The sequence below is a fragment of the Amygdalobacter nucleatus genome (assembly GCF_029167365.1).
Classification (GTDB): Bacteria; Bacillota; Clostridia; order Saccharofermentanales; family Fastidiosipilaceae; genus Amygdalobacter; species Amygdalobacter nucleatus.
The window spans coordinates 139341-161064 of sequence record NZ_JARFNM010000001.1 but is presented as its reverse complement, the minus strand read 5'-3'; the positions used below and the strand labels follow the sequence as shown (position 1 = coordinate 161064).

Below are 21724 nucleotides of genomic sequence, written 5' to 3'. Positions count from 1 at the left end.
AGGGCTTAAATATTAGTTCGCACTCCTAATTACTAGCAATGCCGACAAACTGTTTCTGTCTCTGTCTGCTTAGCAAACTCTTGTTCCAAAGCTGTAATTTTAGCAATTCGTCTTGCATGTCTGTCACCCTGGAACTTCGCATTCAAATAAGCTGTAATGATCTCTAGAGCCAAATCTTCGCCAATCACACGGCCACCTAGACTGATAGCATTAGCATTGTTGTGTTCCTTACACTTATTAGCTGAATAGCAATCACTTAAATGTGCGCAACGAATACCAGCTAACTTATTAGCTGCAATGCTAATCCCAATACCTGTACCACAAAATAAGATAGCTGCCTCTGCCTTGTTGGCTAATACCTCACGGCAAGCCAAAGCTGCATAATCAGGGTAGTCAACTGAGCTTGTATCATGACAGCCCAGATCAATAAACTTATAGTCAGGAAATCTCTCAGCCAAAGCCTTTAACATCACTTGTTTCAAATTAAAGCCGCCATGATCGGCTGCTAACACAAAAGTCCGCATTAGTCTTTTACCTCTCTGCCTTTTTGCAAATATTAGCATGAGCGACTAACTCATCAGTCACTCGTGCCTCGAATTTATCTAAAATTTGTTTAACTGCATCTACGAGCTGCCAATTGTTTAATTGCTTGCTCACACTTAAATCCATAATTAAACTTAAGATCAATTTTAAGCTATCTACTTCTTCTTCACTTAGCTTCGCATCACTTGTCTGTACTTGCATTTCCAGCTGTTTTAATTTCTTAGCTTGAACATTAGCTTGATAAACTGGCAATTGACTTTCTAGCTTATAAGCTTGGACTTGCTTAACTAATTCATTGCGACTTAAAAGTAAATCAATCAATTTCTGGTCAATCTCACTTAATTCCTTACGCAAGCTTTCAATCTGCACAGTCATCTAAGCCTCGCCCTCACCTTTAGCTTCAGCGCAAGCGGCTGCTTGCAAAATCTCATCAAAACAAGCCTGCGCCCAGCCTTGATCTACCAAAGCAAAATCTTGTCTTGTCGACAGGTAATTATTATAAAGCTGCGTATTTGTGTAAGCTTCAGCTGGTAAATCGTAATAATCCCAGCCTTTTTGCAAACGATAGACCATAAATACTAAGTGATTTTCATCTGCTTGCAAGAAAAAGATTCTTTGCATAGCCTGCTCTGCTTCTTGCTGACTAGAACTCTTCAAGCTAGCTAACTTAATTAGTTCCATGGCCGTATCTTCTAAGTTGTTATCAGCAATCTGCAATTTTTCAATCAAATCATTATATTCAAGCACCAAACGATAAGTCCAATTCGGATATTCAGTTAAATAAGTCTGCGCTAATTTAGTCTGATTGTACTGATCCAAACGTTCCTGCATAACCTGACTACGTTTTAAGTACGCGTCTTTATCCAAAGCTGGGGCTAAAGCGCCTTGCAAGTAATCTGTCAAAACATCTTCCTGAGTAACAGTTTCACCAGCATCAACTCTTGCCTGTTCTGCCTGCTCAATTGCCTGCATCTGAAAAATAGCTTTCGTACTGTTAGGTGCAGCACTAACTTCCAATGCAAGTTCTTTCGTCAAATCATTAGCTAAATTCGCTGCATAATGAATAACTAGCTGATGTTCTGAATCAATCACGATCAACGACCTGGCCAATACAAATTCATGGCCACAGTTCGTGCATTGATAAGCATTGATCTGCTTCTTCAAAATGCGCTCTCTTAAATCTTCATCTTCAGCTAAATCAATTTCCTTAAAAACAGCACGCTCTACCTCGTCTAAGCAATAGGGACAAGCTATAAGTTCATAGGCTAAATTCGTCATTCTAGTCAAGATCCTTCAATGAAAATATCATTTCTATTTTACAACAGATACAGCTCAAAAAGATAAACAAAAAGGGAGTGAAACTTTTCACTCCCTTAAATCAGTAACTATCTAACTAAACTACATTAAATAAAACAAGTTCTGGCAAAATAAGCTGCATCATAAAGCCCGTCAAAGCAATCAAGATGAAATTGGCCAAAACAAGCATAGTGATTGCCCGATCTTCACTACTCAAATTACAGCTACTTACAGTCTTAACTTCAAGCAAGAACACCAGGCTCTGCCCCAAGCAATAAATAAGGGCAAATTGGATAGGTGAAGCGCCTGTAAAGCACAAAGCCAGAAGCGTAAACAATAGGTTGAAAATCAAGCCGGAGTTAATCAAACACAAGCTATCTCGCCAGCTTAAAGCATTGTGCCAAGTTGCAAACAAGAAGCGATACAACAATACTTTGGCCAAAAACAAAACGTAAGCAATCAGGCTGATTTTGAAGAATAAGGAACCAAAATTCAACGTCACTTGTGCTGAAATTGGCGTCAGATACATACTAAAAATGCGGCCCCAAGTGCTATTTTTCAAAAGTAGGCAGCAATCCAAAGCCAATAGCAAAGCATTGCATAAGCCTAAAATAAAGCTGCTTACAGGCTTAATGTTCGTGAAAGTCACGTAGGAGCTAGCTGGGAAAAAGCAGACATGCATAATATCGGAAATACGTCTTTGCAAATTCTCCAAATTCAAAATCGTTAACATATTTCTCAGTTTAGCTAAGAAATTCTGCCATAAACGTGCTAATTTTTGCAGATAAGGCTTAAACGAAAAAGCCTTGGCCTTAGGCTTTTTATCATTAGCATTGTTGCTCGTAGTATTTTCTTTAGTTTGACGATTAGACTTTGTGTCAGTATTAGAGGAAGTGCTTGCATATGACGCATAGGCTTGCTCTCTTTGCCGACATTGGCAAACTTCATTCAAACCTAACTTACTACCGCAATAGAAACAATAGCGTTCGCTCACTAAAAAAACACCTCTTTTTGATTTATCGCTGTCTACCATTATATTTTTAGCTCATAAATAAAGCTGACAACTAATGTTAATTTTCCTTAAATTGCGCCAAATAATTGCTAATTTGGCGCCCGACTGAAAAGGTGTAACACTTGGCCATAAACTATCAGACATTAACACCTAAACAAAAAATCTTGTATGCACCATATCCAGCTTTATCCATCTCTTCATACGGAATAAATTTTAGGCAAGCTCCATTTATGCAATAGCGTAAACCACCATTTGCCCTAGGTCCATCGTTAAAGACGTGCCCTAAATGTGTACCTGTCCCCTTAGCTCGAACTTCTATTCTCTGCATACCATGCGAATTATCCATATGTTCTGTAACTTTAGCCTGCCAGATTGGACGGGTGAAGCTCGGCCAACCACAACCAGCATCGAACTTCGCACTTGAGGCAAATAACGGCTCGCCAGATAATTTATCGACATAAATGCCACGTCTGTTTTCTTGTTCTAAAGGACTAGAAAATGGCAATTCTGTCGCTTGTTCAAACATCACTTTTTGCGCTGTAGGATCTAATTTTGCCTTGTCAGCCTCTTTGAAAGGATATTCTGCCTCTACTAACGGTTCATCAGCCTTAGCTAAATTAATATGGCAATAACCTGTCGGATTTTTCACCAAATAATCTTGATGGTATTCCTCTGCTGTTACGAAATTAGCTAACGGGGCAACTTCAACAGCCAAAGCACCTAGTTCTTTGACTTTCTTGGCCATAAAGGCGTCTATGATTTGCTTACTTTCAGTATCTACATAATAAATGCCTGTCCGATACTGTCTGCCTATATCCCCACCTTGCTTATTAACGCTTTTAGGATCAATCACGCGAAAATAATGTACCAGCAATTCAATTAAGCAAATTTGCGCAAAATCATAAGTTATATGCAGCGTTTCGGCATGATCTGTCTGTTTCACACGCGTATAATCTGTGTCGTTTCCTTTACCATTTGCATAGCCAACTTCTGTCCGATAAACCCCATTTAGCTTACGGAAATAACCCTGCATACCCCAGAAGCAGCCACCTGCCAAATAAATTTCACGTAAATTATTTGCTTTGATTGTTTGTGTCATAATGCCCTCACTTTCTGCTCTCATTATGCCTAAATTACAGTTTAGGCGCTTTACATCCAGACAGCTTTTCTTGTCATAATTTTGCTTGCTTAAACACATCTTCCGTCTTAAAAGTCGTATACCCTTCGTAATAGTAGCTGTGATCAATACCCTTCATATAGACTTCACGACTGTTTACCTTATCTGTCAGAGCAGACTTCAATAAGACCTTTATTTCTACGTCTTTGATTGGGCTGCGCTGCATTGCTAGTAAATAATCGGCTTTATCTACTTTGCTCCAATCCACGACATTACCAATTTCAGTTTTCAGCATATGCTCAAGCCAGATGCGTGTACTGCGTCCATTTCCCTCACGAAATTGGTGCGCAATATTCATTTCCACATATTTTTCGATAATCTCGTCAAAAGTAGATTGCGGCATCTTGTCAACATTAGCTAGCGCTGCTTCCAGATACATTAATAGCGCAAAACGGAAATTGCCCCTGGCCAAATTTACCGTGCGTAGTTTACCTGCAAAGTCATAAATATCTATAAACAGGTATCTATGGATTGCTTGCAAAGTTAGGAATATACCAGCAGGCAGCGTATCCAGCACTCGTTTTTCAAACAATTCAGCTGCCTTTGCTTTGCTTATCCGCTCTTCTTCGCGGGCAAGATCCACAGAGCTTGTTAGACCCAATTTATTCTCTGGTACCATAATGCCTCCCAAACAGCTACTATCAGTGACTTAAGTACACAGAGTAATTATATCAGTGGAAAACAATTGCTTGAAATTCAAATATTTTTCATTTTTGTGACCATAATCACATATATTTGCTCTAATATTCCGAGAAACTTTTAGCAAATCAAACATATTGATAAGGAAATACAAATACGTAAACAAGTATATTAAATAAGTTATTGCCTAACAAACGCGTGCTAAGTTTGTTAGTTGCAGCGATATTAAGTTTTTCTGTGTTGCTACCAGTTGTATCTAGAGCAGATACATTAAGTATTACTCAAAAGTTGCAAGGTATAAATTCGTATGAAAAATTAGAAGAGTTTGATAGATTTATGCGAACTTTATCAAAGCCTCAACTTAAAATTATTATTAATGAAGCTGGTAAGCTGTCACAGGAAAAATGTTTAGATATATATATGCGCTCAAAGCCGCATAGTTAGCAGCAAAAGTTGCTAGGGCAGCTGGATATCCGCTATCTGCTACTTTAGTAGAATATTCTGTATGGTGAAATAATTATAATGAAGAAGATGATCAATTTGCAGATGCTATAAAGTGATGCAAGATACTTAGACAGGGATCATAATCTATATGTTTACAGGCCCTCACTTAATCAAGGCTATTGCTTTCTTATTATTGCGAAACGCTAAAAAGCAGGCGTTCAACGCCTGCGATTAAAATGTCCTCAGAAATTTCTAAACAGCTTCAAAATCCAACTAAAATCGTAGCTAAATCGCTGAACTTATCTAAATGCTGTAATTCAGTTGGCTTAGGTGTAAAAGCTAAATAAGCTTGACTTTGCGGCACGCAAAAAACGTGTAAGCCAGCTTTAAGCGCACTTTTTAGGCCAGCTACAGAATCTTCAACCGCCACAGCTTCACTTGGCTTAAAGCCACCTTTTTGCACAGCTAAGTTGAAAATATCTGGCTCAGGCTTACCATTCGTAACTTCATTGCCAAACGTTAAATCATTGAAATATGGCTTTAATTCTGTACTTGTCAACAATAAATTGCCAAGCGGCTCTATACCGGTTGATGTAGCCAGGCTGAGATGAAAATTCTCCTTTAATTTAGCAAGCGTGGCTAGCACATTTTCAAAGCATTTAACTTCGCCGTTTTTAACCCCAAAAAGAAACAATTCATCCCGTCTTTTCCTAACTTGTAGCGCTGCGTCTAAGCTCGCATTTCCTCCTAACAGCTTTTGAATATACTGGTTATTGTATTTGCTGCCTTGACCTTGCATAGGCAAAAAAGCATCTAAATCCAGCCTAACGCCAGCTTCTAGCATCGCCTGCTGCCAGCAGCGCTGATACAACGGCTCTGTATCGATCAATGTCCCATCCATATCGAAAATAATTTGTTTAATCTGCATTGTTTGCTCTAACTCCTTACCTGCTTTTTGCTCAAGCTTTGTCTTGTTATACTAGATGAAATTTCACTTATACGCAAAAATCTCCGCACCTAAATAGGCACGGAGCTTCGTTTTATAAACTCGCAATTAAACTCGTTAATTACTTGTCAGACTCTTTGGTTGATTCGCTAGTTTCGCTATCTGCCTTTGTATCTGTCTCAGTTTCAGCTGTTTCCGTCTTCTTGGACTTTGTCTTCTTTTTGCTATTTAACTTAGAAGTAGACTCTTCATCCGTAGTACTTTCAGCATCAACTACTAACTCAGGTGTATTTTCATCTTTCTCATTCACCTGCTTTTGTAAAGCAGCTTGCTTCTCCCGGTAAGCTGTCTCTGTAATTTCAGACAGATGGAAGCCTTGCTCATCATTGTAATCCAAGCAAAGGTAAGCTGATTTAGGAGCATCTTCGCTTAACTTGAGGTCAACTAGCAGATCTTGCAAATCGCCATCGATGATTCTTCTGAGTGGACGTGCACCGTACTTTGGATCGTAGCCTTGTTTGGTCAAAGCCGTCAAAGCTGGCTCTGAATAAGTCAAGGAGTAACCGATACGCTTGCTGTTAGCTTGTAAGCCTTTCAACATCAACTTAGCAATCTCACGCATAGCTGGCTTACTTAACTTCTCAAAGAAGACGATCTTATCCAAACGGTTCAAGAACTCCGGATTAAAGTGTTGCTTCAACTCGTTCATGACTAACTTCTTAGCTTCCTCATAAGTATGGCCATTGTAATCTGGCTCATCGGCTAATTGTTTTTCATTAGAAGAAGCTTGAGCAAAGCCGATTTTACCAACGGTTGATTGACTATCAGTTAAGAGATTTGCGCCAATGTTGGAAGTCATTATGATAACTGTATTACTAAAGTCAATCACACGACCCTTACCATCTGTCAAACGCCCATCTTCCAAGACTTGCAAGAAGACATTCCAAATATCTGGATGAGCCTTCTCAACCTCATCAAGCAAAACTACGCTGTATGGTTTCTTATAGACAGCCTCAGTCAATTGACCGCCCTCCTCATAACCGACATAACCAGGAGCAGATCCGAACAAACGGGTGGCTGACATTTGGCTATCATATTCAGACATATCGAAACGAATCAAATTGTTACGATCGCCGAACAATACCTCAGCCAATGCCTTGGCTAACTCTGTTTTACCAACACCAGTTGTACCCATGAATAGGAACGAACCGATTGGCTTCTTAGCCAAAGTTAAGCCCACACGGCCACGTCTGATAGCCTTAGCCAAAGCCTTAACCGCCTCATCTTGCCCAATTACACGTTTATGTAACTCAGCTTCTAAATTACGCAAGCGGCTGTTTTCCTTTTCATTCAACTGATTGATTGGAATATTGGTCCAGTCTGTCAAAGTTTCAGCAATATCTTGTGGTGTTAAGACATAAGCTTTCTTTGCTTCATCTTGTAACTGGCACTCTAATTCTTTCAATTCAGCCTGCTTCTGTAATTCTTTTTGCCGGCAGCTTGCAGCCTTCTCAAAATCTTCCTTGTCACAAGCTTTTTGCTTAGCATCCTGCAAATCTTTTAATTCCGTCTTTAAGCTTTCAATCTGTTGAGCCAAAGCCTGGCGATTCTTCGTATCATCATCCTTGTCAGCCTCATCGTCAGCCTCATTTGTCGCACTCTGCTTAATGTTCTTAACAGAGTTCTCCATCTCTTTCGCACTCAATTTCAAGCGTGAACCTGCCTCATCGATCAAATCGATAGCCTTATCTGGCAAGAATCTGGATGGCAAATACCGCTTAGACAACTTAACGGCTGCTGTAATAGCTTCATCAGTTATCTTGATTTGGTGGTACTTTTCATAGCGGCTCTTCAAACCCTTTAGAATCAAAATTGCATCTTCAACACTCGGCTCATTAACCGTAATTGGCATGAAACGACGTTCCAAAGCAGCATCATTTGTGAAGAATTTACGATACTCAACTGATGTTGTTGCACCAATTACTTGAATATCACCACGGGCCAAGAGTGGTTTCAAAACGTTACTGATACGCGAATCGTCTTTACGATTGCCCTCACCAGTCAACAAGGTATGAATCTCATCGATGAAAATAATAACTTGCTTGTTATCGCTAACTTCTTGCAAGCATTTCTTCAAACGTTCCTCATACTCACCTTGATAACTAGCACCTGCTAAGAGTGAAACGACATCCAAAGCCACAACTATATGCTTCTGCAAATCACGTGGCACATCACCCTTTTGAATAGCTTGTACCAAAGCCTCGACCACAGCTGTCTTACCAACACCAGGCTCACCAATCAACAACGGATTGTTCTTCATACGTCTGCCTAAGATTTGAATCATCCGCTTCAACTCTTGCTGACGGCCGATAACTGGATCTAACTTGCCCTCCTCGGCTAACTTCGTCATATCTTTACCATATTTCAACAAAGTTGGAATACGTTTACGCACTTCATCCACACTCATCAGCTTATCGCCTTGCTTGTCCTCCGTTGTGGATCTGCCGTTATCTTCATGGCTGCGACCATAGCGCCCGCCTTCTTCGTCATAAGTTGGACGGCCTTGATTTTCGGAGATACGCTCATTTTTGGCATGTGCTTCAGCTTGCAAATTAGCAATATCATTGCGCAAAAGGTCAATATCAACATTCAAGTCAAGCAAAACATCCCTTGTGACGCTTCTTGGTTCATCCAAAATAGCTAAGATCAAATCTTCTGGCTCCAATACACGATTGCCGCGCAATTGGCGAACAGCCTTGCCCAAAATCTGGGTTGCTAAACCAGATAACTTGTAAAGCAAGCCCGGTAACTCAAAGGCGCTGTACTTACGCAAACGCACCTGCAAGGCACTTGCCTGTTTGCCGAACAATACTTTATAGAATTTGTTCTCGTTGATACCGTATCGCTCCATAATTGGCCGCATGTTATTGTCTGGCTCTGGATTTAAGAGCACACCGATGAACAAATATTCAGGTGTAATTTTGTAATCTTGTAGTGCTTCAGCGAAAGAAGCTGCATAGGATAAAAGATTCAGTGTCCTATCTGTAATATCATAAGCAAAATTCATAATCTTCAACCTTCTTTCTCATATCGTGCCTGAAAACTAGTTCTCAAAACTATACTCACTAGCTAGGCTGCGTAAAAGATTAGTCACCATTTCTGCTCGCATCTCTTTCCGTTCCTCAATTGGTACTCTCGTCAGGCTATTGTCGCTCATCAAAGCGAGGCAAATTGCCTTTTCACGATCGGTAATCAAATCAAGCGTCAAGAGGTTGTCAAGGTAAACGGCTGAATCATGTTCACTCATGGCATTCGGTACATTGTTCAAAAGGTGTTCCATCATATTCAATTGTTCATCATCGCCCGTAAACAGCTGGCGAATTTCAATGGAGCCCTTGCCGCCTCGTCTACTTGTTACCAAGTAGCCATTATCATTGTTGAAGCGAGTTGCCACCACATAACTGATTTGTGAAGGCACACAGTTCATGTCGCTCGCCATTGAGTTACGATTAAATTCAAAGATTCCGTTATTTTCCTTCAAGCTCTCTCTTATAAAGTCTTCAATGTAGTCACTTAAACGCATGACCATTTGCTCACTTCCCTTCGTTTATTCTATTTATAAGTTGGTCCGAACTTTCGTTCTGTCTTTTGTCTTTGACTAACCTTGACTATTATTATAGACCTTTTTTGACCTTTGTCAAATAAAGTCAAAGCAATTTTTGCAGATGTGAAAGTCTGGCTAATTTGGCAGCTAAATAGTGCATGCTAGCAACCGGTTGCTAGCAATATAATAGGTATTAACTACAAACTCTAAGCGTAAATGTGTCAAATGAAATGCCACAAACCTGTCAAGTGAACGCTGAAATTTCCCGAAGTTTAGGGTATCATCAAGAACAATAAGAAGTAGTCAAATCATGATTTATTTACAAAGAATAGCTGATAAACAATTATGTCAAAAATTGGATGCATTTGGTGAGGTATTAATCATTGGTCCAAAAGGTTGTGGCCAGACAACTACAGCTAAACAGGCAGCAAAAAGCTTCATCGAATTTCAAGATGAAGACAAGCATGAGAACTTATTACTTATATCAAATACCCAGCCATCAGATTTACTCAAAGGTAAAAAGCCACGTCTGTTTGATGAATGGCAGGATGCGCCTAAAATTTGGGGAGCGATTAGAAAAGACTTGGATGATACTGGCGAAATTGGCCAATATATTTTGACAGGTTCTAGCTCGGCCAAGGTCAAAACAGCTCATACCAGTACACTGCGAATTTCCAGAATGAATATGTATCCTATGAGCCTTTACGAAAGTAATGAATCTAACGGTACTGTTTCTCTTTCTCAATTGTTGCAGCCCAGATTCTTTTACAAGTTGTCAATCGCAAATGACTATTGATGATATTAAGTTCGCTATATGTCGAGGTGCTTGGCCAACAAGTCTAAAAGGTAAAACCGATACATCAAAACTAGCCATCGCGCGTGATTACAAAACGCTTGGCTTTTTGTTTGAATGTTTGTGCATCCGAGATTTGAAAATTTATTCATCCTTCCAAAATGGAAGCATTTCATATTATCACGACAGATATAATCTTGAGGCAGATGCCGTTTTACATTTGGATGATGGTCGCTACGCATTGGTTGAATTCAAATTAGGTCAAAGTGAAATTGAAGAAGGTGCAAAGCATCTTTGCAAAATAGAGTCTTTGATCAAAGAAAACAATCAAAAAGAAAAACAAGTTCCGCTTGCCCTGCCAGATCTTGAACTTATAATAACGGGTACTGAATATGGATATCGCAGAAAAGATGATGTTTTGGTCATACCATTAGCCTGTCTTAAGCCTTAATAGCGAAATCCCATCTATGTAGATGGGATTACTATTTTCCAGCTTACTGAAATTATTTACGTCGCTTAATCACTATCACTGACAAATAAGCTACCATGCTCAAACAAATAAACAACGAGAACGCGTTTGTAGCTATTTCACCAGTTTTAGCAACGGCACCAATTTTAGGAATTGGTTTAATTATAGGGTCGCTTGGAATATAGCGAGGACGCTCTATTTCTGATGTTTCTGGCTTAGGCTTAATTTTCTGCCATTTAGCCTTGAAAGTCACATCACCCGTCACTTTATATTCGGCATTGGCTTTATACGCTTGACCGTTAGCCTCCCATGCTACGAATTCATAATCATCTCGGCTCGGTGCTGCCATTAAGTTTATCGTTTCATTCAGCTGATAATTAGCCAACCATTCAGCCTTGTCATCAGCAAATTTACCTCCGTTAGCATCGTAACGCACGGTTTGAGATGTGCCTTTCCACTGAGCATATAATGTCACATTCTCAGCCGGCATAGCTACATATTGCCCTGCATAGAGCCAGATACCTGTGCCATCTTTCTTAGTATTCCAGCCTTGGAATTTATAACCTTTGGCTGATAAGTTACCGATATTATCTTTGACACAAAATAGTGATCCTTTTGGTTCTCCATCTTGAAAGTCAACACCATTACTCATTCGAGTATAATCAAATGGTTTTACCTCTCTCTTCTTTTCAGGAAGCTCTCCACTTGTTGAAGTATTTTTAGGGAAGTTTTCATCATAACTTAACACTGGCTGCTTCGTTAAATAACGATAACCATTATCTAAATATGCATCATTATTGTAATTTTGGCTGAGTCCATATATCAAATGATATGATTTTCCACCTGCATATCCCTCCGATTGATCAAAGAAATCGTTATCTTTCCAAGATATAGCACCAGATGATTTATCTGTTTTCACATATAAAACAGAATTAAATGGATAAGCATTGAACGTTCTCTGTTCTTTTTCAGGTTGTTGTGGTAGATTAAATTTATATTCGTTTTTATATCCACTCATAATATATTCTTTTTCTGTCCCATCAACACCTGTGTATTTTGGCAGAACAAACTTACTACTAAGTATACTTGTGTTCGTTTCATCTTTATTCACCTTGAAAAATGCTAAATAACGGCCATTCCCCTTATCTGGCTGAGACGAACTTAAACCTGGTTCTAGTTCAATTAATCCATTTCCTTCTTTATTATTAAGAGCATAATTATCTCGATTCCATCCACTTGCAGTCTCTTTTTTGGCTGTATAAATACCATTTGTTATTTTAGTAATAACAGCTTTATTATTTATAGATGCTTCAACACCTGTGAATGACCCACCACTAATTTCTTCAATATTCCCTTTAAAATAGGGATTGCTTTTATTAAGCTCATAATTAAAAAGCCCATCATTATTTTGGCCTGTATATGTACCACCGCTGATTTTCTTAATTGTACCTGCATTCCATATGCCATAAGTACGACCAGTTGCTTGAACATTACCTGAAATTTCACCAATCTCTGAATTTTGTGAGAAATATAAGCCAGCGTTACCTTTATCACTTTCGATAGATTTAAATGTGCCACCTGTAATTTTATCTATTTTCGCCATATATTCAGGCTTACTACCAACAGCCAAAAGACCATTTATACCTTCGAAATTACCCCCACTAATCGTATGAACTTCAACTGGCGAATCACCTTCTCTACCGTATAATACCAAGCCAGAACAAAACGGCAATGCTCTATCATTCATTTTACTGTTCGCTTTTTCATAAAAGTTTTGGAAAGTACCACCACTAATTTCACCTACTGACGCACCACATTCAAGTTGCAAGGCACCAAAATGATACGACTTAAATGTGCCACCACTAATTTTATCAACTTTCGCTTTTTTATGAATTTTGAAGCATGGCTCAGATTGTCCTGTCCAACTCGAATGTTCAAAGTTACCGCCTTTTATGTTCGAAATTTCAGTTCCCTCATTCTCAACAAGGAGTGCAATATATGCACCTTTATACGTACCTCCTGCAATTTCAGGCACCTTTGCACCGTTCATAACACGCAAGATATAATTATTGCCAAAGCCGCTTGTATTCGTTTCATAAGGATTTTCAACTGTACCACCTTTAAATGTAGCTTTACTATCTTCACCGCTAATTGTCACAATGCTCAAATTTACCTCTGGATTACCGTAATTTCCTGGCAAATTAGAGCTTATTTTCACGCCATCATACATAAAAAATTCGCCCTTACTGACAACAACATGCACTTCATCTAATAGAAGCTCCGGACTTTGTGTGCCGCCACCCAACTTCAGTTTTTTGCCACTTTCTAAGAGTAAAGAAAAAGCCGCAGCTGATTTACTTGCTGTACTAGTTCTAGCCTCTTCACTTGTCGAAATGCTAGCACCATTCGAACCAGCCTTGAGTGTAATAGACTTTGTAATATTGACATTTTTAGTAATAACAATCTTGCCATTTACTTCTAATACATCTCCATCTTCTGCTGCCTCTAAAGCTGCTTCCAAAGTTGGATAACTTGTATCAGGTGTACGCTCAATCGTTATAAAATCAGTCGTAGCTCCACGCTCAGTTACAGTTTTTTTAGATATAGGATTTTTATTTTCATTGTCGGCTTTGTTATCAGTTAGTTCTGAAATTTCTGAATTAGCTGAATTTTCAACCTTAACTTGTGCAAGTGATTCTAGTTTATCTTTACTTTCGCCATCGCTACTAGGAGCAGAAGCTACTTTATCATTGGAAGAAACAGCTTCTAACGTATTTGCACTAGGCTGTTCACCCCCCCACCAAAATCATTAGCCAAAACAGTATGCGGCATCTCACTCAAAATCAATAAAGCACTGAGCATAAGTGCCGTTACTTTTCCTCGAAACATGAGTCCCTCCTTATTCCCCCTCAGGGATGCTGCCCACAGTATGCCATATATCTATTACAAATGTGGCGCAAATATTTTAATTAAGTGCTTTATTTTTGAACAATTTATGCAAAAAGTTATTTAGTTATTTAGTTTTTATAATCATGAAAAAGTATGTTTGGTTGTGTTCATTTTTATGGGTTGATTATTTCAGCCAAAATAGCTGGCAAATTAAGTCATGAAAACAGATAGTTTTTACCCATTAAGCGTTTTGTCAAGTACCTTTTCTTATTTATTGACACCTTATTTGAACAACAAAAAACAGCAAACCTGTTTGATTTGCTGTTAATTAAACCGATACATAATATTAAATGATAACTATCTTTAATACAAAATTTTTGAACGATAGCTATTCCTTCAACTCAAGTCAATCAAATAATTATTTACTAGATAACTTAAATTGCTCTTCTTTCTTATCAAAACTTAGTAAATAGTCTTTTCCTCTTTCAACATTAAGCTCCACTTTTGCAGGTCCCCATGTTGTAGTAACGTTTTTATGTAACACTCCGGGTCTAGTATATGTGTAAGTTACTTCTAAAACAATATCTCCTGGATCTGCACAAACTATATATTTTGCTTTTTCATTAAAAATAGCAGCTTCACCACTGATTACTCTAGCATATAATTGTTTTTGAGTGATTACATTATTTCCGGAAGAAAGCTCAATTTTCACCGCATTAGGATGTACAGCTAACCATTTAGTCAAGGCATTTTTGTTCATTTTAATTGACACAAACGAAAAAACAGCCGCTAATATAAAAATTGCAATCACAACATAGGCATATACTCCCATTGAAAAAAATGCTTCTAAATATTTCTCCATTTTCATTCTCCCTTTTAATTATTTTTATTAACATCATTTAATTTAATTGTTTTGCTTTTTACTCCAACCACTCCTAAATCTTCAATAAGTTCATTATATTTTCTTTTTCCTAGCGAAGATAAATCAAACATTTCCTTATTACCATCTTCTGTATAAAGATATAAGAAAAACGAGTCATTGTTTCTTTGTTCTGAAGAAATATGAACTTCATTTAGATTATAGTTAAATTCCTTTTTCCCATCGTTTATTAATATACCATTTCCATTTATAATTATTTTAGTTCTCAATTGCCTAAATATACTTATTACAACCAAAATAATGATGATAGAAGATATAATAATTGCAACTTTATATCCTCCAATTACTCCGGAAATTAAAAATGCAACAAGCACTCCAAAAATCATTATTATTAAATTATAGATAAACGAAACTAGGCTTCTTCTATATATTTTCTCCAAAACCAACCGTCCTTAAAGTACAATAATGATACTAACGTATATCTAATTTTAAGCACAAAATCACGTATAAATTATATATCTTTGTATACAAATGTCAATCTTAATTTTATTCGAATTTTATACCTCTAACTCTTTCTTCTTTTCCTGTGTTAATCCTCTCTTTTCTTGCAGTAATTTATCTATACAACCTCTAACACTTTCAGCCTGTTCCACTTCCTTTCGTATATCTGTCATTTGAGAATATAGAATATCTTTTTCTTTCCTCAAAGTGCCTATTTCTGATTTCCATTTGGATATATTTAGGGTCTTTTTTTTCAAATGTTCTTTCAGATATTTCTTGGCACTTTCAAATAAAATAATCTCTGCGGTATGTTCATTGTAGAAAGTATCTTGTTTGTTTTTCCTTAACTTGGCATAGGCTTTATAGGTGTCTCTATGCTTCAAATATTTCTCAGCTTGGTCGATAAGTTGTACTCTATCATCTATTTTCTTTTCGGTACCTTTAATGGCTCTTGTTGTTTTATAGTTCTTATCTATTAAAGTAACTATGCTTTCCTTAAGTTCAGATATGGAAGTGATATTTTTCTCTTTTAAGAACTGATAGCTTTCAATGTAGTATTGTTCTAAATCTGTATTATGGTTATCTGCATTTTTACGGATAAGATTTTCAAAAACGGACAGCAAATTTTCTTTGGATGGGGGGGGGGGACTTTGTATTCTCGTTTTCTGTTTTTTCCTCTTTTCCTATTCCTCTTATCCAATTTAGTAATGCCTTTATTCTTCTTGAGATTTCTCTTAAAATCGCATTTTGATGTTTGATTTCTCGGTTAATGTTTCCTCTATCGGTGGTTATACCTTTCTTTTCCATTTGACTTGCCGATACGCCTAAATGAATGGTCGGTATTTGCTTTATGCCTTGCCTTTGAAAAGAACGGTGATCCACTTTTTCCTGTATATTATTTTCTTCCAAATATTTGTTGGTAATATCCGCCCATGCTTTTCGCCACTCTTCCGCTTTTTCTTGCTCATTCCAATCGACTGTATTGATTTTTTTTGGTTTTGTAATTGCCGTTTTGGAGTTTTACTTTTTCTCCGTTTTCATCAAGGATATATTCCTTTTTTGATTTTGCTCCCCACCGTGTTAAACTATATTTTAGGGGCTTTATGGCCCAAAACTGCATAAAACAAACTAAGGTAAAAGGAGGCAATATGGATAAAATCATTTATCACGGCTCTAAAAATATTGTCATGCAGCCTAAATTTGGCTTAGGCAAATTATACAATGATTATGGCCGCGGTTTCTATTGCACCGAAAGCCTAGATTTGGCTAAATAATGGTCTGTTAGTGCTTACACTGATGGTTATGCCAATCAATATAAACTAGATTGCTCTAACCTCGACATATTAAACTTAAATACATCTAACTATACTTTGTTACACTTGTTAGGTATCATTTTAGAAAATCGTACCTTTAACACTTCCACACCTTTGGCTAATGAAGCTAAAAATTATATTCTGCAGAACTTTCATGTCGATTATCAATCTGCCGATATAATCATCGGCTATCGTGCAAATAACAGTTACTTTTCATTCGCAACTGACTTTATTAGTGGAACAATTTCCTATCGTCAACTTTGCAATGCAATGAAAGTCGGTAAATTACCTAGTCAATAAACTTAACTATCCATTGCAAACAGCTTGGCAAATTTTTCTGCATAGTGATATTGCCAAACGCTTTGCTGATGGCGACTGTAATGTTATTGCTGGACAATCGGACATTGATTTGGCGCACACTGCTTTGCTCCAAGCAGACCTTATAACAGAAGCTGATTTAGAAAAGCTGACTCACTTAGCTATTACGGCAGATACAAGTGATTTTACTTATGAACGTAGCCCTGAATATTGGACAGCATGGTCATTAGCCTACTATCAATGACTAACTAGTTTAATCTTTGCCAAAATAGATAGCGTCATACCTATAACACAAATTTATGCTTTGTATCATCTTTATCACGAAATGGATATTTTGCAATTTGTCGATAGACTGAATGAACTCTTTCGCCGCACGCAGCCAGAAACAGAACTGGAAGTTGAGCGCCAACAAGCTAAACTTCCACAAGATAAGTTAGCAAAATTAGCAAATATATCAGTTAAGACCATTCAACAATATGAACAGTGCCAAAAAGATATAAATCAAGCACCAGTGTATACTCTCTACAAGTTAGCTAAAGTGTTACACTGTTCTTTGGAAGATCTCATTGAAAAAGTACCTGTTGTACAACCTGGAGGTGGAAAATGAATAGAGTCGAAAATCTACGTAAATTCACATATCTCTCTAATCCCAAGACTAACTCCGACCAAAGCTTAGCTGCCTTTGTCGTGAGTAACTGTGATTTGGATAATGATCGTTACAAAAACAAAATTTACACTTTTAACGGCACAGAACTTCGGCCACTCACGGAAGCTGGCGAAGAAGCAAGTTTCTGTTTTGAAGATGCTGAAAATATCTTGTTCAAAAGTCCAAGCAAAAACCGTTATCAAAACGACAAAGCCAAAGACACACAAGCGCCTTGCAGCCACTATTTCAGAATCGCTGTTGATGGTGGCGAAGCTAGCTATGCTTTCAGCATTCCACTTGCTGTTGACCAATTATTGCCTTTGAACGAGCGTAACAAATTCTTAGTCTTAGCCTCTTATGACATTGATCTACCAGATCTTTGGCAGAAGGATGAAGCTGAGCAGAATGCAATCATGGAGAAGCGCAATAAACCAAGACGCCCGCACATAATTAATGAAATACCGTTCCAAGCAAACGGCCAGGGCTATCTCTACGGCAAACGCTCCGCTTTATTCATGTTCGATGCTCTAACCAAAGAACTTGAATTAATCGGATCTGATTATCCAAATTATGTGATCAACTGGATTACCTTGAATCCAAGCAAAACCAAGGCCGCCTTTGCTGCCACTCCATACACGGGCGATGACAAATTTCGTTGGCAGCCATTTGCTAGACTTTATGAATTAGATTTGCAAAGTGAAATCATCACGCCTCTATATGAAAAGTTAGATCAGCAATTAGGCGATGGCTTCTATATCGAAACTGTCGATCAAAATGGCAAAGCTACAGGCGAAGAAGAACTTGTTTTAATTTCAAGCGATACGCTTGCGTATGGTATCAATCAAAACAATCACTTCTATCTCTACGATCGCACAGCTAAAGATTTACACAAGCTTTCTGACTACGAAATTATATACGGCAGCAGTGTTGGTTCCGATGTCTGCTTAGGCTATCATGCCACAAGTTACCAAACAGACAGCACAGTCTACAATTTAATCGAAACTAAAGGTTATAGTTCAAAGCTCACAGCTTTCAGCTTTGTGAAAGAAGAAGGTCAAAAGTTACCAAGCTTAAAACAAGAAACTCTCGTTAATAAAGAGGGCGCTTGCTTAGCTGCATTCAAGCTTAATATCGACACTGATACAGTTTTGGCTGCTAATGATTGTGCCGCTTTAGATGCTGAAAGTGAAACAGATTCAACTTGTGACTTTAACAGCACTTCTCAATGCCAAGCTTCAGATATTACTTGTACTTGTGCTGATTCAAATGCAGCAAATACAGCATGTAATTGTGCGAAAGACTGCTTATTCGTCATCGGTTTGTATGGCCAAGAACTCAACGAGCTCTATCTCGTTACAAATCCAACTAATTTAATTCGCTTGACTTACTTCAACGATCACGCCAACTTAGAATTAACAGCTATTAAACCCGAAAAGCTCACCTACACAAGCCCTTATGATCAATCTGAAATGACAGGCTTTGTGCTCTTACCACCTGATTTTGAAAGTGGTAAATTAGCTAGCTATCCACTAATTATGGATATTCACGGTGGCCCTAAGACAGTTTACGGCACAACTTACTACCATGAAATGCAAGTTTGGGCTAACTTAGGCTTTGTCGTCTGCTTTACAAACCCACACGGTTCAGACGGTTATGGCAATGACTTTGCCGATATTCGCGGCGCTTACGGTAACTGTGACTTTGACGATCTCATGGCCTTCCTAGATTGTGTCCTAGCTAGGTACAAAGAAGTTGACCAAGCTCGTTTAGGCGTTACTGGTGGTTCTTACGGTGGTTTCATGACAAACTGGATCATCACCCACACTGACTGCTTCAAAGTCGCTTGTAGTCAGCGTTCCATCTCGAACTGGCTGTCTTTCTACGGTACAAGTGATATTGGCTATTACTTTGCAACTGATCAGAACAAAGTTAAAGGTCTCACTTTACCAGAACAAGCCATTCTCTGGGAACATTCACCATTGAAGCATATCAACAACGCTGTTACGCCAACTCTCTTTATCCACTCTGATTCTGATTACCGTTGTCCACTTGAACAAGGTATGCAGATGCATACAGCTTTGCTAGCTTTGGGTGTTACGAGTAAGCTCTGCATTTTCCCAGGCGAAAATCACGAGTTATCCAGAAGCGGTAAGCCACAAGCTAGAGAATGGCGGCTCAATCTAATGACACATTGGTTCTTAAAGTACTTGCAAGCAGATAAAGTTGATTTAATCAATGAATTTGCCAAAAAAATTGAATAATTCAAAGTCGCCGTTAGCGTGACCTAACCAAATGAAGAAAGGATTTAATTATGAGTGAACTAATTAAAGAAATACCGACCATTGTCACCAGTAAGGAAACTAATTTCAGCTTAGAAACGCAAAATGACTTTTATGCGCAACGTCTAAATCCAGAACATGTCGCTTTTTTGTGTATCGATTTACAAGAAAAGATCATGCCAGCCATGGCTGAAAACGAAGCTATTTTGCAACAGAACATCAAATTCTTGAAAATCTGTGCCTTCTTCAAATTGCCCGTTATCTATACACAGCAATACCCAAAGGGTCTTGGTGCAACAAAGCCTGAAATTCTAGCTGAAATTAAGGCTTGCGAAGCTGCTGGCTGCCCAATTTTCACTTTTGATAAGACACGCATGAGTGTCTTAACCGGCAATCTCGGTTTGTTCCTCCGCCAGAATCATATTAAACAATTAATTGTCGCTGGTGTTGAAAGCCATGTCTGCGTTTACCAAAGCTGCCGTGACTTCTTGGCTGAAGGATACACTGTCTTTGTGCCAGAGGATATGACAAGTTCTCGTCAGCTCAAGCATAAACAAACAGCTCTTCACCTCTTGGAGAAGCTCGGAGCAACTGTCAGCAATCTAGAAATGTTGATGTTTGACCTTCTGCAAGATTCTAAGCATCCAAATTTCAAAGCTTGCCAAGCGCTGATTAAGTAGATGCTGCTATAAGCGAGCACTTCTCTTCCGTTTTAAATAAAATGTCTATCCCCAATTTCTTAGTCACTTCTTGAATTACATAGAAATTGGGGATTTAATCATCTTAAAAAGGCAAGCATATTTATTTACATTATACAGCTTATATAATTAAATTTGCTTGCGTTTTTATATATTATGGCTTATGATTTAATTGAAAGAAGGGTGATCATCATGTCAACAGTTAATGTGAATTTTCGTTTAGATTCAGATGTAAAGCAACTTATGGAGAAAACCTGCGATGAACTAGGATTATCTATGAGCGCTGCCTTTACAATTTTTGCCAAAAAAGTTGCACGTGAAAAACGTATCCCTTTTGAGCTAGCTGTTGATCCATTTTATTCGCCAACAAATTTAGCTCATCTACAGCGTGCAGTTTCTGCCCTAAACTCTGGCAAAGGTGTCGAACATGAATTAATTGATGTGGATTAGCAGCTTGTAAAGGTCATTATGAATAAGCTCAGATAATTACTTTAATCTTATTGTCTTGCTCATTCGTGTATAATAGATAAGAACTTATTGCATTGTAGCCGAAGGAGGCATTTATGTACAAATTAGTATTTGTCCGCCATGGACAAAGTGAGTGGAATTTGAAAAACCTTTTCACAGGTTGGACCGATGTCGATTTGAGTGAAGAAGGTGTACGTCAAGCAAAAGAAGCTGGTCAAAAGATTAAGGCCGCTGGCATTAAATTTGATCTAGCATTCACATCTGTATTAAAACGTGCTATCAAAACTTGCCACTACGCTTTGGAAGAAAGCGATCAACTTTGGGTACCTGAAATTAAGAGCTGGCGTTTGAATGAACGTCATTATGGTGCTTTACAAGGTTTGAATAAGGCAGAAACAGCTGAGAAGTATGGCGATGAGCAAGTGCGTCAATGGCGTCGCTCTTACGACATTTTGCCACCAGCTTTAGACAAGGATGCCGAACTATCTTCATTCCATGATCGTCGTTACGCTTCATTACCAGAAGAAGTTATCCCTCAACATGAGAGCTTGAAAGTAACACTTGACCGTGTTATGCCGTTCTGGGAAGACCAAATTGCTCCAGCTATTAAAGCAGGCAAGACATTGTTAATTGCTGCTCATGGTAACAGCCTACGTGCTTTAGCTAAACATTTGGAGAAGATCAGTGATGAAGACATCATGGGGCTAGAAATTCCAACAGGTCAACCTTTAGTCTATGAATTAGATGACGAACTTAACGTAATCAAACGTTATTACCTCTAATATAATAGGTATTAAAACGTTTGTAGC

At 38.2% G+C, this 21724-nt stretch carries 24 protein-coding genes and 1 pseudogene; 11 read left to right on the top strand and 14 right to left on the bottom strand.

What is annotated here, in order from left to right:
- Nucleotides 1–32 precede the first annotated feature (32 nt).
- The 6 genes from rpiB to fic form a co-directional block, all read right to left on the bottom strand.
- Nucleotides 33–524, bottom strand: coding sequence for a ribose 5-phosphate isomerase B (gene rpiB, locus PYS62_RS00685; protein WP_066715015.1), 492 nt, complete (start codon nt 522–524; stop codon nt 33–35).
- A gap of 7 nt (nt 525–531) precedes the next feature.
- The gene (locus tag PYS62_RS00680) at nt 532–918 is read right to left on the bottom strand and encodes a chorismate mutase (protein WP_066715014.1); all 387 of its coding nucleotides are present in this window, start codon (nt 916–918) and stop codon (nt 532–534) included.
- Entirely contained in the window at nt 919–1821 is a 903-nt protein-coding gene (locus tag PYS62_RS00675) for a CpXC domain-containing protein (RefSeq protein ID WP_066715010.1), read from the bottom strand.
- A 115-nt stretch (nt 1822–1936) separates the two neighbouring features.
- Complete coding sequence (locus PYS62_RS00670; RefSeq protein WP_315573207.1) at nt 1937–2833, bottom strand: hypothetical protein; 897 nt, start codon at nt 2831–2833, stop codon at nt 1937–1939.
- 154 nt (nt 2834–2987) lie between these two features.
- Nucleotides 2988–3950: a peptide-methionine (R)-S-oxide reductase MsrB gene (gene msrB / locus PYS62_RS00665; RefSeq protein ID WP_315574110.1), complete on the bottom strand. Its 963-nt coding sequence runs from the start codon at nt 3948–3950 to the stop codon at nt 2988–2990.
- A 73-nt stretch (nt 3951–4023) separates the two neighbouring features.
- Nucleotides 4024–4647: a protein adenylyltransferase Fic gene (gene fic / locus PYS62_RS00660; RefSeq protein ID WP_066715007.1), complete on the bottom strand. Its 624-nt coding sequence runs from the start codon at nt 4645–4647 to the stop codon at nt 4024–4026.
- Nucleotides 4648–4874: 227 nt separating this feature from the next.
- Here fic and PYS62_RS00655 point away from each other — a divergent pair, with 227 nt between their 5' ends.
- Nucleotides 4875–5111 carry a hypothetical protein gene (locus PYS62_RS00655; RefSeq protein WP_315574109.1) on the top strand — a complete coding sequence of 79 codons (237 nt, stop codon included), beginning with the start codon at nt 4875–4877 and terminating at the stop codon, nt 5109–5111.
- A gap of 262 nt (nt 5112–5373) precedes the next feature.
- Here the strand turns inward: PYS62_RS00655 and PYS62_RS00650 are convergent, their stop codons facing one another.
- From PYS62_RS00650 to PYS62_RS00640, 3 genes are all read right to left on the bottom strand, one after another.
- Nucleotides 5374–6039: an HAD family hydrolase gene (locus PYS62_RS00650; protein ID WP_066715006.1), complete on the bottom strand. Its 666-nt coding sequence runs from the start codon at nt 6037–6039 to the stop codon at nt 5374–5376.
- A 139-nt stretch (nt 6040–6178) separates the two neighbouring features.
- Complete coding sequence (locus PYS62_RS07520) at nt 6179–9124, bottom strand: ATP-dependent Clp protease ATP-binding subunit (RefSeq protein WP_066715004.1); 2946 nt, start codon at nt 9122–9124, stop codon at nt 6179–6181.
- A 36-nt stretch (nt 9125–9160) separates the two neighbouring features.
- The gene (locus PYS62_RS00640) at nt 9161–9646 is read right to left on the bottom strand and encodes a CtsR family transcriptional regulator (RefSeq protein WP_066715002.1); all 486 of its coding nucleotides are present in this window, start codon (nt 9644–9646) and stop codon (nt 9161–9163) included.
- A gap of 325 nt (nt 9647–9971) precedes the next feature.
- Between PYS62_RS00640 and PYS62_RS00635 the strand changes: the two genes are divergently transcribed.
- Together PYS62_RS00635 and PYS62_RS00630 are read left to right on the top strand one after the other, a co-directional pair.
- Complete coding sequence (locus tag PYS62_RS00635) at nt 9972–10457, top strand: AAA family ATPase (RefSeq protein WP_066715000.1); 486 nt, start codon at nt 9972–9974, stop codon at nt 10455–10457.
- The gene (locus PYS62_RS00630) at nt 10447–10905 is read left to right on the top strand and encodes a DUF4143 domain-containing protein (RefSeq protein WP_066714998.1); all 459 of its coding nucleotides are present in this window, start codon (nt 10447–10449) and stop codon (nt 10903–10905) included. Before PYS62_RS00635 ends, PYS62_RS00630 begins: the two co-directional genes overlap by 11 nt.
- Before the next feature lie 52 nt (nt 10906–10957).
- Here the strand turns inward: PYS62_RS00630 and PYS62_RS00625 are convergent, their stop codons facing one another.
- Nucleotides 10958–13444, bottom strand: a complete 2487-nt coding sequence (locus PYS62_RS00625; RefSeq protein ID WP_066714997.1) for an InlB B-repeat-containing protein — start codon at nt 13442–13444, stop codon at nt 10958–10960.
- 100 nt (nt 13445–13544) lie between these two features.
- Between PYS62_RS00625 and PYS62_RS00620 the strand changes: the two genes are divergently transcribed.
- Nucleotides 13545–13736, top strand: coding sequence for a hypothetical protein (locus PYS62_RS00620; RefSeq protein WP_156423005.1), 192 nt, complete (start codon nt 13545–13547; stop codon nt 13734–13736).
- A gap of 494 nt (nt 13737–14230) precedes the next feature.
- Here PYS62_RS00620 and PYS62_RS00615 read toward each other — a convergent pair whose 3' ends face one another.
- The 4 genes from PYS62_RS00615 to PYS62_RS07510 form a co-directional block, all read right to left on the bottom strand.
- On the bottom strand, nt 14231–14674 hold the full coding sequence (locus PYS62_RS00615) for a hypothetical protein (protein WP_019214207.1): 444 nt from the start codon (nt 14672–14674) through the stop codon (nt 14231–14233).
- Nucleotides 14675–14688: 14 nt separating this feature from the next.
- Nucleotides 14689–15132, bottom strand: a complete 444-nt coding sequence (locus tag PYS62_RS00610; protein WP_315574108.1) for a hypothetical protein — start codon at nt 15130–15132, stop codon at nt 14689–14691.
- A 117-nt stretch (nt 15133–15249) separates the two neighbouring features.
- Nucleotides 15250–15816 (bottom strand): hypothetical protein, encoded by a 567-nt coding sequence (locus PYS62_RS07515; RefSeq protein WP_452038985.1) that lies wholly within the window; start codon nt 15814–15816, stop codon nt 15250–15252.
- Entirely contained in the window at nt 15800–16198 is a 399-nt protein-coding gene (locus PYS62_RS07510) for a MobA/MobL family protein (protein ID WP_452038987.1), read from the bottom strand. Before PYS62_RS07510 ends, PYS62_RS07515 begins: the two co-directional genes overlap by 17 nt.
- A gap of 98 nt (nt 16199–16296) precedes the next feature.
- Here PYS62_RS07510 and PYS62_RS00600 point away from each other — a divergent pair.
- The 7 genes and pseudogenes from PYS62_RS00600 to gpmA all read left to right on the top strand — a co-directional run bounded on the left by PYS62_RS00600 (nt 16297) and on the right by gpmA (nt 21697).
- Nucleotides 16297–16806 (top strand): annotated as a pseudogene (locus PYS62_RS00600) (DUF3990 domain-containing protein).
- A 13-nt stretch (nt 16807–16819) separates the two neighbouring features.
- A complete protein-coding gene (locus PYS62_RS00595; protein WP_066714991.1) occupies nt 16820–17068 on the top strand; it encodes a hypothetical protein in 249 nt (82 codons plus the stop codon).
- A 60-nt stretch (nt 17069–17128) separates the two neighbouring features.
- On the top strand, nt 17129–17431 hold the full coding sequence (locus PYS62_RS00590) for a helix-turn-helix domain-containing protein (RefSeq protein ID WP_315574107.1): 303 nt from the start codon (nt 17129–17131) through the stop codon (nt 17429–17431).
- Nucleotides 17428–19731 carry an alpha/beta hydrolase family protein gene (locus PYS62_RS00585; RefSeq protein WP_066714989.1) on the top strand — a complete coding sequence of 768 codons (2304 nt, stop codon included), beginning with the start codon at nt 17428–17430 and terminating at the stop codon, nt 19729–19731. Before PYS62_RS00590 ends, PYS62_RS00585 begins: the two co-directional genes overlap by 4 nt.
- Nucleotides 19732–19781: 50 nt before the next feature.
- Nucleotides 19782–20429, top strand: a complete 648-nt coding sequence (locus tag PYS62_RS00580; RefSeq protein ID WP_066714988.1) for an isochorismatase family protein — start codon at nt 19782–19784, stop codon at nt 20427–20429.
- A 210-nt stretch (nt 20430–20639) separates the two neighbouring features.
- A complete protein-coding gene (locus PYS62_RS00575) occupies nt 20640–20897 on the top strand; it encodes a type II toxin-antitoxin system RelB/DinJ family antitoxin (RefSeq protein WP_066714986.1) in 258 nt (85 codons plus the stop codon).
- 113 nt (nt 20898–21010) lie between these two features.
- Nucleotides 21011–21697, top strand: coding sequence for a 2,3-diphosphoglycerate-dependent phosphoglycerate mutase (gpmA, locus tag PYS62_RS00570; RefSeq protein WP_066714981.1), 687 nt, complete (start codon nt 21011–21013; stop codon nt 21695–21697).
- Nucleotides 21698–21724 lie beyond the last annotated feature (27 nt).

Coding starts and splice junctions, on each gene's coding strand:
- PYS62_RS00580 (WP_066714988.1), top strand. CDS start 19,782: ATGAGTGAACTAATTAAAGAAATACCGACCATTGTCACCAGTAAGGAA.
- PYS62_RS00675 (WP_066715010.1), bottom strand. CDS start 1,821: ATGACGAATTTAGCCTATGAACTTATAGCTTGTCCCTATTGCTTAGAC.
- PYS62_RS00615 (WP_019214207.1), bottom strand. CDS start 14,674: ATGGAGAAATATTTAGAAGCATTTTTTTCAATGGGAGTATATGCCTAT.
- PYS62_RS00630 (WP_066714998.1), top strand. CDS start 10,447: ATGACTATTGATGATATTAAGTTCGCTATATGTCGAGGTGCTTGGCCA.
- gpmA (WP_066714981.1), top strand. CDS start 21,011: ATGTACAAATTAGTATTTGTCCGCCATGGACAAAGTGAGTGGAATTTG.
- PYS62_RS00650 (WP_066715006.1), bottom strand. CDS start 6,039: ATGCAGATTAAACAAATTATTTTCGATATGGATGGGACATTGATCGAT.
- PYS62_RS00635 (WP_066715000.1), top strand. CDS start 9,972: ATGATTTATTTACAAAGAATAGCTGATAAACAATTATGTCAAAAATTG.
- PYS62_RS00585 (WP_066714989.1), top strand. CDS start 17,428: ATGAATAGAGTCGAAAATCTACGTAAATTCACATATCTCTCTAATCCC.
- PYS62_RS00680 (WP_066715014.1), bottom strand. CDS start 918: ATGACTGTGCAGATTGAAAGCTTGCGTAAGGAATTAAGTGAGATTGAC.
- PYS62_RS00640 (WP_066715002.1), bottom strand. CDS start 9,646: ATGGTCATGCGTTTAAGTGACTACATTGAAGACTTTATAAGAGAGAGC.
- fic (WP_066715007.1), bottom strand. CDS start 4,647: ATGGTACCAGAGAATAAATTGGGTCTAACAAGCTCTGTGGATCTTGCC.
- PYS62_RS00575 (WP_066714986.1), top strand. CDS start 20,640: ATGTCAACAGTTAATGTGAATTTTCGTTTAGATTCAGATGTAAAGCAA.
- rpiB (WP_066715015.1), bottom strand. CDS start 524: ATGCGGACTTTTGTGTTAGCAGCCGATCATGGCGGCTTTAATTTGAAA.
- msrB (WP_315574110.1), bottom strand. CDS start 3,950: ATGACACAAACAATCAAAGCAAATAATTTACGTGAAATTTATTTGGCA.
- PYS62_RS07520 (WP_066715004.1), bottom strand. CDS start 9,124: ATGAATTTTGCTTATGATATTACAGATAGGACACTGAATCTTTTATCC.